Origin of the sequence: Pseudomonas migulae NBRC 103157, assembly GCF_002091715.1 — a bacterium.
In the GTDB taxonomy this organism is placed as follows: Bacteria; Pseudomonadota; Gammaproteobacteria; order Pseudomonadales; family Pseudomonadaceae; genus Aquipseudomonas; species Aquipseudomonas migulae_A.
On record NZ_BDAG01000005.1, the window covers coordinates 1 to 14,106 of the forward strand.

General features: G+C 59.0%; 16 protein-coding genes. 5 read left to right on the forward strand and 11 right to left on the reverse strand.

Going from position 1 to position 14,106, the window contains the following annotated elements:
- From PMI01S_RS05605 to coq7, 4 genes are all read left to right on the forward strand, one after another.
- On the forward strand, positions 1-755 hold a 755-nt coding region (locus tag PMI01S_RS05605), incomplete at its 5' end, for a DUF805 domain-containing protein (protein WP_139811114.1).
- 62 nt (positions 756-817) lie between these two features.
- Positions 818-1,606 (forward strand): SDR family NAD(P)-dependent oxidoreductase, encoded by a 789-nt coding sequence (locus PMI01S_RS05610; protein ID WP_084318369.1) that lies wholly within the window; start codon positions 818-820, stop codon positions 1,604-1,606.
- Positions 1,607-1,685: 79 nt separating this feature from the next.
- On the forward strand, positions 1,686-2,024 hold the full coding sequence (locus PMI01S_RS05615) for a histidine triad nucleotide-binding protein (protein WP_008027110.1): 339 nt from the start codon (positions 1,686-1,688) through the stop codon (positions 2,022-2,024).
- 171 nt (positions 2,025-2,195) lie between these two features.
- The gene (gene coq7 / locus PMI01S_RS05620; RefSeq protein ID WP_084318370.1) at positions 2,196-2,843 is read left to right on the forward strand and encodes a 2-polyprenyl-3-methyl-6-methoxy-1,4-benzoquinone monooxygenase; all 648 of its coding nucleotides are present in this window, start codon (positions 2,196-2,198) and stop codon (positions 2,841-2,843) included.
- A gap of 166 nt (positions 2,844-3,009) precedes the next feature.
- Here coq7 and speD read toward each other — a convergent pair whose 3' ends face one another.
- The gene (gene speD, locus PMI01S_RS05625) at positions 3,010-3,804 is read right to left on the reverse strand and encodes an adenosylmethionine decarboxylase (RefSeq protein WP_084318371.1); all 795 of its coding nucleotides are present in this window, start codon (positions 3,802-3,804) and stop codon (positions 3,010-3,012) included.
- 239 nt (positions 3,805-4,043) lie between these two features.
- Entirely contained in the window at positions 4,044-4,466 is a 423-nt protein-coding gene (locus PMI01S_RS05630) for an OsmC family protein (RefSeq protein WP_007941657.1), read from the reverse strand.
- A 232-nt stretch (positions 4,467-4,698) separates the two neighbouring features.
- On the opposite strand from PMI01S_RS05630, the gene crp reads away from it, so the two are divergent.
- A complete protein-coding gene (gene crp, locus PMI01S_RS05635) occupies positions 4,699-5,343 on the forward strand; it encodes a cAMP-activated global transcriptional regulator CRP (RefSeq protein ID WP_084318372.1) in 645 nt (214 codons plus the stop codon).
- Here crp and PMI01S_RS05640 read toward each other — a convergent pair.
- The 9 genes from PMI01S_RS05640 to PMI01S_RS05680 form a co-directional block, all read right to left on the reverse strand.
- Positions 5,340-6,041: a lipoate--protein ligase family protein gene (locus PMI01S_RS05640; protein ID WP_084318373.1), complete on the reverse strand. Its 702-nt coding sequence runs from the start codon at positions 6,039-6,041 to the stop codon at positions 5,340-5,342. The two genes, crp and PMI01S_RS05640, sit on opposite strands and share 4 nt — an antisense overlap.
- A gap of 155 nt (positions 6,042-6,196) precedes the next feature.
- A complete protein-coding gene (gene trpC / locus PMI01S_RS05645) occupies positions 6,197-7,033 on the reverse strand; it encodes an indole-3-glycerol phosphate synthase TrpC (protein WP_084318374.1) in 837 nt (278 codons plus the stop codon).
- The gene (trpD, locus tag PMI01S_RS05650) at positions 7,030-8,079 is read right to left on the reverse strand and encodes an anthranilate phosphoribosyltransferase (RefSeq protein ID WP_084318375.1); all 1,050 of its coding nucleotides are present in this window, start codon (positions 8,077-8,079) and stop codon (positions 7,030-7,032) included. The genes trpC and trpD overlap by 4 nt, the downstream gene beginning before the upstream one ends.
- A gap of 9 nt (positions 8,080-8,088) precedes the next feature.
- Positions 8,089-8,682: an aminodeoxychorismate/anthranilate synthase component II gene (locus PMI01S_RS05655; protein ID WP_008027095.1), complete on the reverse strand. Its 594-nt coding sequence runs from the start codon at positions 8,680-8,682 to the stop codon at positions 8,089-8,091.
- A 108-nt stretch (positions 8,683-8,790) separates the two neighbouring features.
- On the reverse strand, positions 8,791-10,272 hold the full coding sequence (gene trpE / locus PMI01S_RS05660; RefSeq protein WP_084318376.1) for an anthranilate synthase component I: 1,482 nt from the start codon (positions 10,270-10,272) through the stop codon (positions 8,791-8,793).
- 71 nt (positions 10,273-10,343) lie between these two features.
- The gene (locus PMI01S_RS05665; protein WP_084318377.1) at positions 10,344-11,162 is read right to left on the reverse strand and encodes a phosphoglycolate phosphatase; all 819 of its coding nucleotides are present in this window, start codon (positions 11,160-11,162) and stop codon (positions 10,344-10,346) included.
- A complete protein-coding gene (rpe, locus tag PMI01S_RS05670) occupies positions 11,159-11,833 on the reverse strand; it encodes a ribulose-phosphate 3-epimerase (protein ID WP_008035979.1) in 675 nt (224 codons plus the stop codon). Before rpe ends, PMI01S_RS05665 begins: the two co-directional genes overlap by 4 nt.
- A gap of 80 nt (positions 11,834-11,913) precedes the next feature.
- Positions 11,914-13,062: an iron-containing alcohol dehydrogenase gene (locus PMI01S_RS05675; RefSeq protein ID WP_084318378.1), complete on the reverse strand. Its 1,149-nt coding sequence runs from the start codon at positions 13,060-13,062 to the stop codon at positions 11,914-11,916.
- A gap of 214 nt (positions 13,063-13,276) precedes the next feature.
- Positions 13,277-14,101, reverse strand: a complete 825-nt coding sequence (locus tag PMI01S_RS05680; protein WP_027926741.1) for an ABC transporter permease — start codon at positions 14,099-14,101, stop codon at positions 13,277-13,279.
- Positions 14,102-14,106: the final 5 nt, after the last annotated feature.

Genomic DNA, 14,106 nt, shown 5'->3' on the forward strand with positions numbered 1-14,106 from the left:
AGGCAGAACCCTCGATTGAACTGAGCCTGGACGATGTTCAACACCACGCCCCTGCCTCGAGCCAATCGGCATTCGCAGATCCCGAATCTCCTTATGCACCGCCACGGGCTACTGTTGGCGAAAACCTGCCACAGTTTGGCACGCTCAAGCCTTTTGGCGTTGAAGGTCGCATCGGCCGTTTGCGTTACCTGGCCTGGACCATGGTCCTGACGCTGGTCATGCTCGGCATCGGGTCGGTAGTGGCAATTTTCGCCATCGCCCTGATCAGCAGCGATTCGACCGCAGGCCTGATTGTCGGAGGGCTGTTGGTATTTTTCCTGTGCATTGCCATCGCGGTCGTCAGCATTCAGATCAGCGTTCAGCGCCTGCACGACATTGGCTGGTCCGGCTGGCTCTGGTTACTGAATCTCGTGCCGTTCGTGGGCAGTTTCTTTCCGTTCGTGATCATGTGCGTGCCGGGCACCAACATCGCCAATCGCTATGGCCCTCCACCACCGCCGAACACTACGGCGGTCAAAGTGCTGTCTTCGCTGTGGGTCGTGGTGATAGCCCTCGGTTTCGTTGGTCTGCTGGCGGGTGGCTTCAGTGCGATCCAGCAAGAGTACGAAAGCGCGGCCGAAACCAGCTATGACAGCGGTGCGGTAATCACGGAGGAAGTGGAAGTCGAGCCTGCTGCAGAGGCAGAAGCAGCACCCGATTCCGCAGACGAGGAAGCCGAAGAAGCCTCGGCCCCTGTAGACTCTGCGAAAGAATGAACAGCGCTCCCCGCCCGTGACACCTGCGTCGCCGGCGCGGAGCTGTTGCGATGGAGAACTGCATGACCCGTTACGCTCTGATCACTGGCGCCTCCAGTGGCATCGGCCTGGCGATGGCCGAAGCGCTGGCTCGCCGTGGCCGTAGCCTGATTCTGGTGGCCCGACAGCGTGATCAGCTGGAAAGTATTGCGATTGAACTGACCCAACGCTTTGGCGTGGAAGTATTGTTTCGCGCCTGCGACCTCGGCGAGCCACTGCGCTTGTCCGGGTTTCTGCTGGAGCTGGAAGAAGGCGACCGGCAGATCGACCTGCTGGTGAACTGCGCCGGCATCGGCACCTGCGGTCCGTTTCTGGCGCAGGACTGGATGACCGAACAAGACCTGATCGAAGTGAACATTCTGGCCCTCACTCGCCTGTGCCATGCCATCGGCAACAGCATGGCCTTGCAGGGGGGCGGGCAGATCTTGAATGTCGCCTCGGTTGCAGCGTTCCATCCCGGCCCGTGGATGAGCACTTACTACGCCAGCAAAGCCTATGTACTGCACTTTTCCGAAGGGTTGCGCGTTGAATTGAAGAAATGCGCGGTCAAGGTCTCGGTGCTGTGCCCCGGTCCGACCCGCACGGCGTTTTTCCGAACCGCACAACTGGACACCGACAAACTGGTCGACAGCAAACTGCTGATGAGTCCCGAGGAAGTCGCGCTCTATACCGTGCGGGCGCTGGATAAAAATCGCGCCATTATCATTCCGGGTCGTCTGAACCGCTGGTTCGCTTTCCTGCCACGGCTTGGCTCGCGCTGGCTGACCCGGACAATCGTGGGCATGGTCAACAAGGCCTACTGTCCGCGCTGATCAACCTTCAAGGCAAAAGGCTGGGCTCGGCGATATCCGATGAGTACACTCAGGCCAGCCAAATAACGGAGAAACAGCTGTGGATACTCTGTTCACCAAAATCATCAACCGGGAAATCCCGGCGAAGATCATTTACGAGGATGACCAGGTACTGGCCTTCCACGACATCGCCCCACAGGCACCGGTGCATTTTCTGGTGATCCCGAAGAAGCCGGTGCGCACCTTGAACGACCTCACTGAGGACGATAAGGCATTGGCCGGGCATATTCTGTTCACTGCCCAGCGCCTGGCACTGGAACTGGGTTGCGAAAAAGGTTTTCGCGTTGTCATGAACTGCAATGAGGAAGGTGGGCAGACTGTCTACCACATTCATATGCATGTGCTGGGTCAGCGTCAGATGCACTGGCCGCCGGGTTGATTCATACCCCGCCCTTGTAGGAGCCCGGCTTGCCGGCGATGGCGTCATCGAGACCGCCATCGCCGGCAAGCCGGGCTCCTACAGTTGCAGCCTGCGTCGCAATGACCCAGCGCAAACCTTCCCCGGCCGATTGGGTTAAACTGGCCGCCGAGATTCTTCCCGGAGGTCAGCATGACTACCCAACGTCACTACTCGCCAATTGACCGTCTTCTGCTGCAAGCCGATGCCGCGATGCGTACCCTGCTGCCCTTCAGTGGCCAGCCGTACCGCCCGTCCCCCGCGATCTTGCAGCCGGAAACGCAAATGAGCGACGAAGACACCCGGCACGTTGCCGGTTTGATGCGCATCAACCACACCGGCGAAGTCTGCGCCCAGGCGCTGTATCAGGGCCAGGCCCTGACCGCCAAGCTGCCGCAGGTCCGCGCGGCCATGGAACATGCTGCCGAAGAAGAAATCGACCACCTGGTCTGGTGCGAGCAACGCATCAAGCAACTGGGCAGTCACACCAGCATTCTCAATCCACTGTTCTACGGCATGTCGTTCGGGATTGGCGCAGTGGCCGGGCTGATCAGCGATAAAGTCAGCCTGGGGTTCGTGGCTGCAACCGAGCATCAAGTGTGCAAACACCTGAACGAACACCTTGAGCAGTTGCCGACCGAGGACGAAAAGTCCCGGGCGATTCTTGAGCAGATGCGGATAGATGAAGAGCACCATGCCGAAAGTGCGCTGGAGGCAGGGGGCTTTCGGTTTCCGGCGCCGGTGAAATTCGGGATGAGCTTGATGGCCAAGGTGATGACCAAGAGTACGTACCGGATCTGATTTTCTTGTATGAGCAAGCTTGCTCACGATAAACCTGAGGGCAACGCGTTTATCCAGAAAACACGCGTTATCGTTAACGTCCATCGCGAGCAAGCTTGCTCCTACGAGGGCAAGACATAAAAAAGGCGACTGCCGTGAGGTAGTCGCCTTTTCTGTGATCGAAATCTTAGGTCGGCATGTTGCGCGCGTAGAAGATTTCGAGCATTTCGTGTTTCACACGGTCGGTCACTTGAGCGCGCTGCTCAGAGGACAAGTTGTTGGTCGCATCGCCGAACAGGTAGTTATCCAGTTCGAAGTTCTTCAACAGCATTTTGGTGTGGAACAGGTTTTCCTGGTACACGTTCACGTCGGTCATCTGGTACGCGTCGCGGGTGTCGTCGGAGAGATAGTTCTGAATCGAGTTGATCTCGTGATCGATGAAGTGCTTGTTGCCTTCGACGTCACGGGTGAAACCGCGCACACGATAATCCACGGTCACGATGTCCGAATCGAACTGGTGGATCAGGAAGTTGAGCGCTTTCAGCGGTGAAATGACGCCACAGGTCGACACGTCAATGTCCACACGGAAGGTCGCAATGCCGTCGTCCGGATGGATTTCCGGGTAGGTGTGCACCGTGATGTGGCTCTTGTCGAGGTGGGCCAGGATAATCTCGGGCAACGGGCCCGGGGATTCTTCGATCTGGCTGTCGGTCGGCGTTACCGGCTCTTCAGAGATCAGAATCGTGACGCTGGCGCCCTGTGGGTCGTAGTCCTGACTGGCGATGTTCAGGATGTTGGCACCAATGATATCGACAACTTCTGTGAGGATCTGCGTCAGGCGTTTCGCGTTGTACTCTTCATTGATGTACTCGACGTAAGCCTGCTGGTCTTGCGGGGTCTCCGCGTAGCAGATGTCATAGATATTGAAGCTCAAGGTCTTTGTCAGGTTATTGAACCCGTGGAGCTTGAGTTTGCTTTTCACCGTTAAAAACTCTCTATGTATTGCGGCCCGGGCCGCGTGATCAAGCATGCCCGTCAGATGCGAACGACGCACCTGCGTAGGACGGTTAACACCTCTTCGCGATGGCGATTTTGGTTGTCTGTTCGGGCGAGCGGCTGGCTGGTTGACGGACCACTACCCTGAAAAAAGTGGCGCATTATGCAGACGTCAGCTTGGGATCGCCAGAGTCTGCACTGCTTTTATGATAGTTGAATGTCGATTCAACCGAGTTCGATGATTTCGTAGTCGTGGGTAATCGCGACGCCCGCCGCGCCGAGCATGATCGAGGCCGAGCAATACTTCTCGGCAGACAACTCGATGGCGCGCTTGACCTGGGCTTCTTTCAGCCCGCGACCCTTGACCACGAAGTGCATGTGGATCTTGGTGAAAACCTTCGGGTCCTCGGTCGCGCGCTCAGCCTCGAGGAAGGCTTCGCAGCTCTCGACGGCCTGACGGGATTTCTTGAGGATGCTGACCACATCGAAATTGCTGCAACCGCCGACACCCAGCAGGAGCATTTCCATCGGCCGGACACCCAGGTTACGACCACCGGCATCGGGCGGACCGTCCATGACCACGACATGACCGCTGCCGGATTCACCGAGGAACATGGCTTCGCCAGCCCATTGGATGCGTGCCTTCATCGCCAAGACTCCACTGTATAAAAAAAGGGTCGCCAGCTTAGCACAGGGCCCTGGATTGATAGCGTTCGCCGTCCTAGGACATAACGTTCCGGCTTGTAGGTAAAATCTCGAATATTGCGGGAAGTGTCTGTTAAGCTGGCGCCAATTCGCTGGCGCATAGCCATCTTTGAAGCAACCTCAGCGCCTCATAAAAAAACCAAACATACCGTGCAGTCTTTTTCGGGATACAACCATGGTTGCTATTGCCCCTACACCCAAAGTCAAAAACCTCGACAAGCTGTTGATGCATTGCCAGCGCCGTCGTTATGCGGCCAAGAGCAACATCATCTGCGCCGGCGACCGCTCGGAGACGTTGTTTTTCATCATCAAAGGCTCGGTCACCATCCTGATCGAGGATGACGACGGTCGGGAAATGATCATTGCCTACCTGAACTCCGGAGACTTTTTCGGTGAGCTGGGTCTGTTTGAACAGGCCGGCCTGGAACAGGAACGCAGCGCCTGGGTACGCGCCAAGATCGAGTGCGAAGTCGCGGAAATCAGCTACGCCAAATTCCGCGAGTTATCCCAGCAGGATCCAGACATTCTTTACGTACTCAGCGGACAAATCGCACAGCGCCTGCGCAACACCACCCGCAAGGTCGGTGACCTGGCGTTCTTCGACGTCACCGGCCGAGTCGCTCGTTGCTTGCTGGAACTGTGCAAACAGCCAGACGCCATGACCCACCCCGATGGCATGCAGATCAAGGTGACCCGTCAGGAAATCGGGCGGATTGTAGGGTGTTCCCGGGAGATGGTCGGTCGCGTGCTCAAGGATCTGGAGGAACGCAACCTGGTCGACGTCAAAGGCAAGACCATGGTGGTCTTCGGTACGCGCTAAACCTTGAACATGTCTGCCAGCAACTGGCGATAGAGCGCGTCGAGCCGCTCCAGTGCATCGGGCGCCGCAAACTTTTCATGCAAGGCGATGTGGCTCTCGGCGCGAACCCGCTGTTCCAGACCGCACGCCTCGTTGAAGCGATTGACTGCGGCGACCATCGATTCGCGCTCGTCATCCAGCAACAAAGCACCGTGCACCAAGCCGACCGGACGCGAACCGCCCTTGCTCTGGCGCCAGCGCTGAGCGGTGCCGACCATCTTGCGTCCATCCAGATTGACGTTGAAACGGCCGTCGCAGAAGGCGCCATCGACTTCGCCCAAGGACGAAACGCCACCCAATTCATCCAGCAACTGACAGATCGGGTCACAGAGCCTGCGATAGGCGGTTTCGATGCGATTCTGGTCGCCCTCGCTGCGGGGCGGCGCGTAGACCAGTGCGATGTTGATGGTTGATGCTGATTGCGGCACGGGTTCGCCGCCGGTTTCACGCAACAGTACCGGCCAGCCGGCGGCGGCCAATACTTCGCAGGCGGCTTCGAAGCCAGGCAGGCGATTCAAGCGGCGTGGCATGACCAATGCTTTGTCACTTGGCTGCCAGAACAGCAGACCGAATTCCGAGTCGCCGGTGCAGACTGAGGCCAGCAAATCCTGTTCGGCTTGCAGGCCCGCTTCAACGGTTAGATGTGTCGACTGGGTCATGGACTGCTCCACAAAGCATGAGTTTTTTGGGGAATTGTAGGGCCTCTTCGCGAGCAAGCCCGCTCCCACATTGGTTCGCATCCGTCCAGACAACGGCGATCCAATGTGGGAGCGGGCTTGCTCGCGAAGGCAGCACCACGGGTTCCGGCATGTCGTCAGTCGAGTGTAGAACAACTCACCGCCGTACCACGCTCCGGGAAGAACAGACGCTGCAGCTCGGTGCCCGGGCTTTCGGCGCGCATGAACGCTTCACCAACCAGGAACGCATACACGTCGCTGATTTCCATCAGCTCGACATCGGCCCGATTGAGAATGCCGCTTTCAGTGATGACTAGACGATCACGCGGAATACGCGGCAACAGATCGAGGGTAGTTTCCAGACTGACTTCGAACGTGTGCAGGTTGCGATTGTTAACGCCGACCAGCGGAGTATCGAGGGTTTTCAAGGCGCGCTCCAACTCGTCGCCATCATGGACTTCCACCAGCACATCGAGGCCGACGCCTTTGGCCACTGCCGCCAGCTCGGCCATTTTCACGTCATCCAATGCGGAGACGATCAACAGCACGCAGTCAGCGCCCAATGCACGGGCTTCGACGATCTGGTACGGGTCGATCATGAAATCCTTGCGGATCACCGGCAGTTTGGACGCCGCCCGGGCCTGTTGCAGATACGCATCGGCGCCCTGGAAGTAATCGATATCGGTGAGCACCGAGAGGCAGGTTGCGCCGCCCTTCTCGTAACTCCTGGCAATGTCCGCCGGAACGAAGTTCTCGCGAATCACGCCTTTGCTGGGTGAAGCTTTCTTGATTTCCGCAATGACCGCCGGGTGTTTCAGCTTGGCCTGTGCGATCAATGCCTTGGCAAAACCACGGGGTGCATCGGCCGCCTTGGCCAGACTTTCCAGCTCCGCCAGGCTCACACGAGCGCTACGCTCGGCGACTTCCTGGACTTTGCGCGCCAGAATATTTTCCAGAACCGTCGGTACACTCATCCCTCATTCTCCACTTTGAATACCGCGGTAAATGCACCCAACTCCTCAAGTTTTTCCCGGGCAAGGCCTGTGTGCAGCGCATCGTGCGCCAGGGCAACGCCTTCTTTCAAACTGGTCGCCAGGTCGGCGGCGTAAAGCGCAGCACCGGCATTGAGCACGATCATCTCGGCGGCTTTCTGACCGCTCTCGGTTTTGCGCTTGCCCAGGGCATCGCGAATCAGCTCGAGCGAAGCGGCCGGGCTTTCCACCGCCAGGCCGTGCAGGCTCTGGCTCTTCATGCCCAAATCCTCCGGTTCGACCCAATACTCGGTGATCTGGTCATTTTTCAGTTCCGCCACGTAAGTCGGCGCGGCCAGACTGAACTCGTCCAGACCGTCCTTCGAGTGCACCACCAGCACGTGCTTGCTGCCCAAACGCTGCAAGACTTCGGCCAACGGCCGGCAGAGCGCCTGGCTGAAAACGCCCACCACCTGATGTTTCACGCCGGCCGGATTCGTAAGCGGGCCGAGCATATTGAACAGGGTACGCAGACCAAGATCCTTGCGCGGGCCCGCGGCGTATTTCATGGCTCTGTGATGAGTCTGGGCAAACATGAAACCGATGCCGACGTTGTCGATGCAACGCGCCACCTGAACCGCAGTCAGGTTCAGGTAGATGCCCGCCGCCTCCAGCAGATCGGCGCTGCCGCTTTTACCCGAGACCGCACGGTTACCGTGTTTGGCCACGGTGCAACCGGCCGCTGCCACCACAAAGGAAGAAGCCGTCGAGACGTTGAAAATGTTCGCACCATCGCCGCCGGTTCCGACCACATCGACCACGCCGTCGAGGGTCTTCAATTCGACCTTGTCCGCCAGCTCGCGCATGACCGACACGGCGCCGACGATCTCGTCGATGCTTTCGCTCTTCATGCGCATGGCCATCATGAACGCGCCGATCTGCGCATCCGTGCATTGACCGGTCATGATTTCGCGCATTACATCGCGCATTTCATCGGTGCTGAGGTCGAGGTGGTCGACGATACGGCTCAGGGCTGTCTTGATATTCATGGGAAGTCCTTAGCGCGTGCCGCCGGTTTGTTTGAGGAAGTTGGCGAACAGCTCGTGCCCCTGTTCGGTCAGGATAGACTCGGGGTGAAATTGCACACCTTCGATGTTCAACGTCTTGTGGCGCAGGCCCATGATCTCGTCGACCGAACCGTCTTCAAGCTGAGTCCAGGCGGTCAGCTCCAGGCAGTCTGGCAAGGTTTCGCGCTTGACGATCAACGAGTGATAACGCGTGACGGTCAGCGGATGGTTCAGGCCTTCGAAGACACCTTTGTCTTCGTGGAACACCGGGCTGGTCTTGCCGTGCATCACCTGGCGAGCACGAACCACATCGCCGCCGAAGGCCTGGCCGATGGATTGATGGCCCAGGCACACGCCGAGAATCGGCAGTTTGCCGGCGAAATGCTTGATGACGTCAATCGAGACGCCCGCCTCGGTCGGCGTGCAAGGACCGGGCGACACAACGATACGCTCAGGGTTGAGGGCTTCGATTTCGGCAACGGTCAGTTCATCGTTGCGCACAACTTTGACCTGGGAGCCGAGCTCACCGAGGTATTGCACAACGTTGTAAGTAAAAGAGTCGTAGTTATCGATCATCAGCAACATGGCTTGAGAACCTCTTGAATTCACGGACTATAAAGGCTGCCTTCGAATGAGCGACCCGTAGCGCTTTGTCAGCCAAAGCTGACATGGCATACGGATCACGTTCATCGATCAGCTTTCCGGGGTTTGTTCAGCCAGGGCGACTGCGCGGAACATGGCACGACGCTTGTTCAGGGTTTCTTCCCATTCCAACGCCGGCACCGAGTCGGCAACGATGCCGCCACCGGCCTGCACGTGCAGTTCGCCGTTCTTGATCACGGCGGTGCGGATCGCAATCGCAGTGTCCATGTTGCCATTCCAGGCGAAGTAACCGACCGCGCCGCCATAGACGCCACGTTTGACCGGCTCCAGTTCGTCGATGATTTCCATCGCGCGAATCTTCGGTGCGCCGGACAAGGTGCCCGCCGGCAGGATCGCCCGCAATGCGTCCATTGCCGTCAGCCCGGCTTTCAGTTGCCCGGTGACGTTGGAAACAATGTGCATCACGTTGGAATAACGCTCGATGACCATCTTCTCTGTGAGTTTCACCGAACCGATTTCCGATACGCGACCGGTGTCGTTACGACCCAGATCGATCAGCATCAGGTGTTCGGCGATTTCCTTGTCGTCGGACAGCAGGTCTTTCTCCAGCGCCAGGTCCGCCTCTTCGTTGGCCCCACGCGGACGGGTGCCGGCAATCGGGCGGACGGTGATCAGATTGTCTTCGACCCGCACCAGCACTTCCGGTGAACTGCCGACGACGTGGAAGTCGCCGAAGTTGAAGAAGTACATATAAGGCGTTGGGTTGAAACAACGCAACGCCCGGTACAGATCAATGGGCGCCGCCTTGAAGTCGATCGACATGCGCTGGGACGGCACGACCTGCATGCAGTCACCGGCCAGGATGTATTCCTTGATGGTGTCGACGGCTTTTTCGTAATCGTCCTGGGTGAAACTGGAGCGGAACACCGGGTCAACCGATTGTTGCTTGCTGAAATCCAGACCCCGGCGCGGGGTGATTGGCTGACGGAGTTTTTCCAGCAGCTCTTGCAGGCGCGCCTGACCTTGTTCGAAGGCAGCTTCCTGCGAAGGGTCGGCCAGGACAATCGCGTGCATTTTGCCGGCGAGGTTGTCGAACACCACCACCGCATCGGACACCATCAGCAGAATATCCGGCACGCCCAGTGGATCCGGGTTCGGGCACTTGCCCAGACGCTTTTCCACATAGCGCACGCAGTCGTAACCGAAATAGCCCACCAGGCCGCCGTTGAAACGCGGCAGGCCGGGGATGGTCGGTACGTTGTAGCGGGCTTTGAAGGCTTCGACGAACGCCAGCGGGTCTTCCGCTTCATGACTTTCGATCTCGACGCCGTCATGGGTCACGCTGACGTGATGGTCATGAACCCGCAGCACGGTGCGGCACGGCAGGCCGATGATCGAGTAACGGCCCCACTTCTCCCCGCCCTGCACGGATTCGAGCAGGTAGGAATTGGGTTCGTCAGCCAGTTTCAGGTAGATCGACAACGGCGTGTCGAAGTCGGCCAGGGTTTCGCAGGCAAGCGGGATACGGTTATAGCCGGCAGCGGCCAAACGCAGGAATTCTTCGCGGATCATGGAGTAGCCTCGTGGCTTGAGGTGCTAACAGTCAGGTATGCAAACGCGCCGGTAGACCGGCCAGGAACAAGTCAGGCGCGCCAACGCCAGCGGGCCAGGGCCTTGATGACTTTCATCCAGAGTTTGCGAGTGACCACCACGATGGCGTTTCCAGAAGGGGGTTGAACAGCGTCGGCCAACGTTATCTCAGCGGCCGGATCCAGGCAACCGGGAATTAGCTTGCGCAGGTCGTCGATCACCAGCGCCGGCGACTCTTCGGCAATCGGCCGGCCATGGTTATAGCCGTAACTGAGCGCCACACATTTGACCCCCGCCGCTTTTGCCGCCAGCACATCGCTGCGCGAGTCACCGACGAACAATGACTGGGACGCCGGAATGTTGGCCATTTTCATCACGAAAAACAGCGCGGCCGGGTCGGGTTTCTTCTGCGGCAGGGTGTCGCCGCCGATGATCCATTTGAAATAGCGGCCGATCTTCATCTGATCCAGCAACGGCGCGACGAAGCGCTCCGGCTTGTTGGTGATCAGCGCCATTTCGACGCCTTGCTTGTTCAGCCACTTGAGGGTGTCACGCACGCCGGGGTAAACCACCGTCAGGTCGTGACCGTCCTCGTAAAACCCGTTAAACAATTCCAGGGCATGTTCAGCCTCGACATCATCGACACCTTCGGCGTCGATGTGATTGGCCAGGGCCCGGCGCACCAGCATGTGCACGCCGTTACCGACCCAGTCACGCACCGATTCGATGCCGACAGGCTGGCGCCCGAGTTTGAGCAGCATGTTATCCACCGCCGCGGCGAGATCAGGGACCGAATCGACCAGCGTGCCGTCCAGATCGAACATCACCAGCCGTGGCAGACGTCCCGGGAACAGCTGCTCAAAGCCGCTCATGGGCGGGCCAGCGCCAGTTCGGAACGCATCTTCTCGATGACTTCCTGGTAGTTCGGCGCATTGAAGATCGCCGAGCCGGCCACGAAGGTGTCAGCGCCAGCCGCCGCGATTTCACGAATGTTGTTCACATTGACGCCGCCGTCGATTTCCAGGCGAATGTCACGACCCGAGGCATCGATCAATGCGCGAGCTTCACGCAGTTTGTCGAGGGTGCCAGGGATGAACTTTTGCCCGCCGAAGCCCGGGTTGACGCTCATCAGCAGGATCATGTCGACCTTGTCCATCACGTACTTGAGCACGTCCAGCGGGGTCGCGGGGTTGAACACCAGGCCCGACTTGCAGCCGCCCTCGCGGATCAGTTGCAGGGAACGGTCGACGTGCTGCGTGGCTTCCGGGTGGAAAGTGATGTAAGTCGCACCGGCCTCGATGAAGTCGCCAACGATGCGGTCCACCGGGCTGACCATCAGGTGCGCATCGATCGGCGCGGTCACGCCGTACTTGCGCAGCGCGGCGCAGACCATCGGGCCGATAGTCAGGTTCGGCACGTAGTGGTTGTCCATGACATCGAAGTGCACGAAGTCGGCGCCAGCGGCCAGAACGTTGTCCACTTCCTCACCTAGGCGGGCGAAGTCGGCGGAGAGAATCGACGGAGCAATTACGAAGGGCTGCATGACGCACCTTTTCTGAGCAGAATCACGATGGCGCGCATTGTATACCTCATGCTTTGGCGCGCGCACCGTGACTGCGATGATCAGTACGCCGCGCGGTAGATCTTCTCGATATCAATCGCGCTCAATTTGCGCGGATTGTTGCGCATCAGTCGCTCGATCCCCGCGGCTTCCACGGCCATGGCCGGGATCGCATCCTCGGGAACGCCGAAACTGCGCAGGCCCGGCGGGATTTCCACGGCGGCGCACAACGCGGTCATCGCCTCGACGGCTTTGCCCGCGGCGTCATTGGCGCTCAGATGAGCGGTCTTCACCCCCATGGCTTCGGCAATATCCTGCATGCGCTCGACGCAGGCCATCTTGTTCCATGTCATGACATACGGCAGCAACAAGGCGTTGCTGACGCCGTGGGCGATGTTGAAACGACCACCCAGCGGATACGCCAGCGCATGCACCGCGCCGACGCCGGCATTGCCGAATGCCATCCCCGCCATCAGGCTGGCGGTGGCCATGTCTTCGCGCGCCTGCAGGTTGGAAGGATTGGCGTAGGCCTTGGGTAACGCGTTGGTGATCAACTTGATCGCGCCGATGGCCAGCGCGTCGGTAATCGCTGAAGCATTGAGGGACAAATAAGACTCGATAGCGTGCACCAGTGCATCAACGCCACTGGCGGCAGTGACACTGCGCGGGCACGTCAGGGTCATTTGCGGGCTGATCAGCGCCACGTCCGGCAACAGATAATCGCTGACGATGCCCTTTTTCAGTTGCGCGACCTTGTCGGAGAGGATCGCGACGTTGGTCACTTCCGAGCCGGTGCCGGCGGTGGTCGGGATGGCAATCAGCGGCGGGCCCTTGCGCGGCACTTGGTCGATACCGAACAGATCCTCCAGCGCGCCGTGATAACCGGCATAGGCGGCAACACTTTTGGCGATGTCGATCGCGCTGCCGCCGCCCAGGCCGATCAGCCCGTCATGCCCGCCTTCGCGGTAAACGCGCATGCAGTCTTCGACGATGGCGATTTCCGGGTCTGGCAGTACACGGTCAAAAATCTCGTAGCTACGGCCCCCCAACTGCGCGAGTGCCAGCTCGACCGTGCCGGACTTGACCAGCGCGGCATCGGTGACGATCAGCGGGTTGTCGATGTCCAGGCGCGTGAGTTCGGCGGCCAGTTGCTCGATGGCCCCTGCGCCGGTGATCAGTTTGTGAGCGATTTTGAAAGAGGAAAGACTCATCGTGCGCAGCCTCTTATAGATAGGGGAGCTGGGCACAATAGTAGCTGGGGATTGGGGTTTGTCTGCTATTCAGGGTGTGAATGACCCTCAATCCCGAAAAACACACAAAACAACTGTAGGAGCCGGCTTGCTGGCGAATGCGGTGTGTCATTTAACTGATACATCAGCTGACAGTTCGCTTTCGCCAGTAAGCCGGCTCCTACAGGGATCGGTGTCAGACCTGGGCAGTGCGTAATTTCTCGCTGCGCCCACGCAGCCATTCCAGGGTCAGCAGCAGAATCACCGAGAAGGCAATCAGCAGCGTTGCCGCGGCGGCAATGGTCGGGCTGAGGTTTTCGCGGATGCCGCTGAACATCTGCCGTGGCAAGGTCGCTTGCTCGGGACCGGCGAGGAACAGCGTTACCACTACTTCATCGAACGAGGTCGCGAAGGCAAACAGCGCACCGGAGATCACACCTGGCGCAATCAGCGGCAAGGTCACCCGGCGGAACGCGGTCAACGGCGAAGCACCAAGGCTGGCAGCGGCGCGCACCAGATTGTGGTTAAACCCCTGCAACGTCGCCGACACCGTGATGATCACAAACGGCACACCCAACACCGCGTGCACCACGATCAGCGAAAAGAAACTGTTGCCCAGGCCCAGAGGTGCAAAGAACAGATAACTCGCGACACCGATGATCACCACCGGCACCACCATCGGCGAAATCACCAACGCCATTACCAGCGCCTTGCCCGGGAAGTCGCCCCGAGTCAGGCCAATCGCCGCCAGCGTACCGAACACCATCGCCAGCACGGTCGCCGCCGGGGCGACGATGATGCTGTTCTTCAGTGCGCGCATCCATTCCGCCGAGGCGAAGAAGTCCTGATACCAGTGCAGCGAAAAACCTTGCAGCGGGTACACCAGGAAACTGCCCGAGTTGAACGACAACGGAATGATCACCAGCACCGGCAGAATCAGGAACAACAGAATCAAGCCACAGAGAATCCGCAAACTGTAGAACCACACCCGCTCGACGGGCGACATATAAGGACTCAGCATTTCAT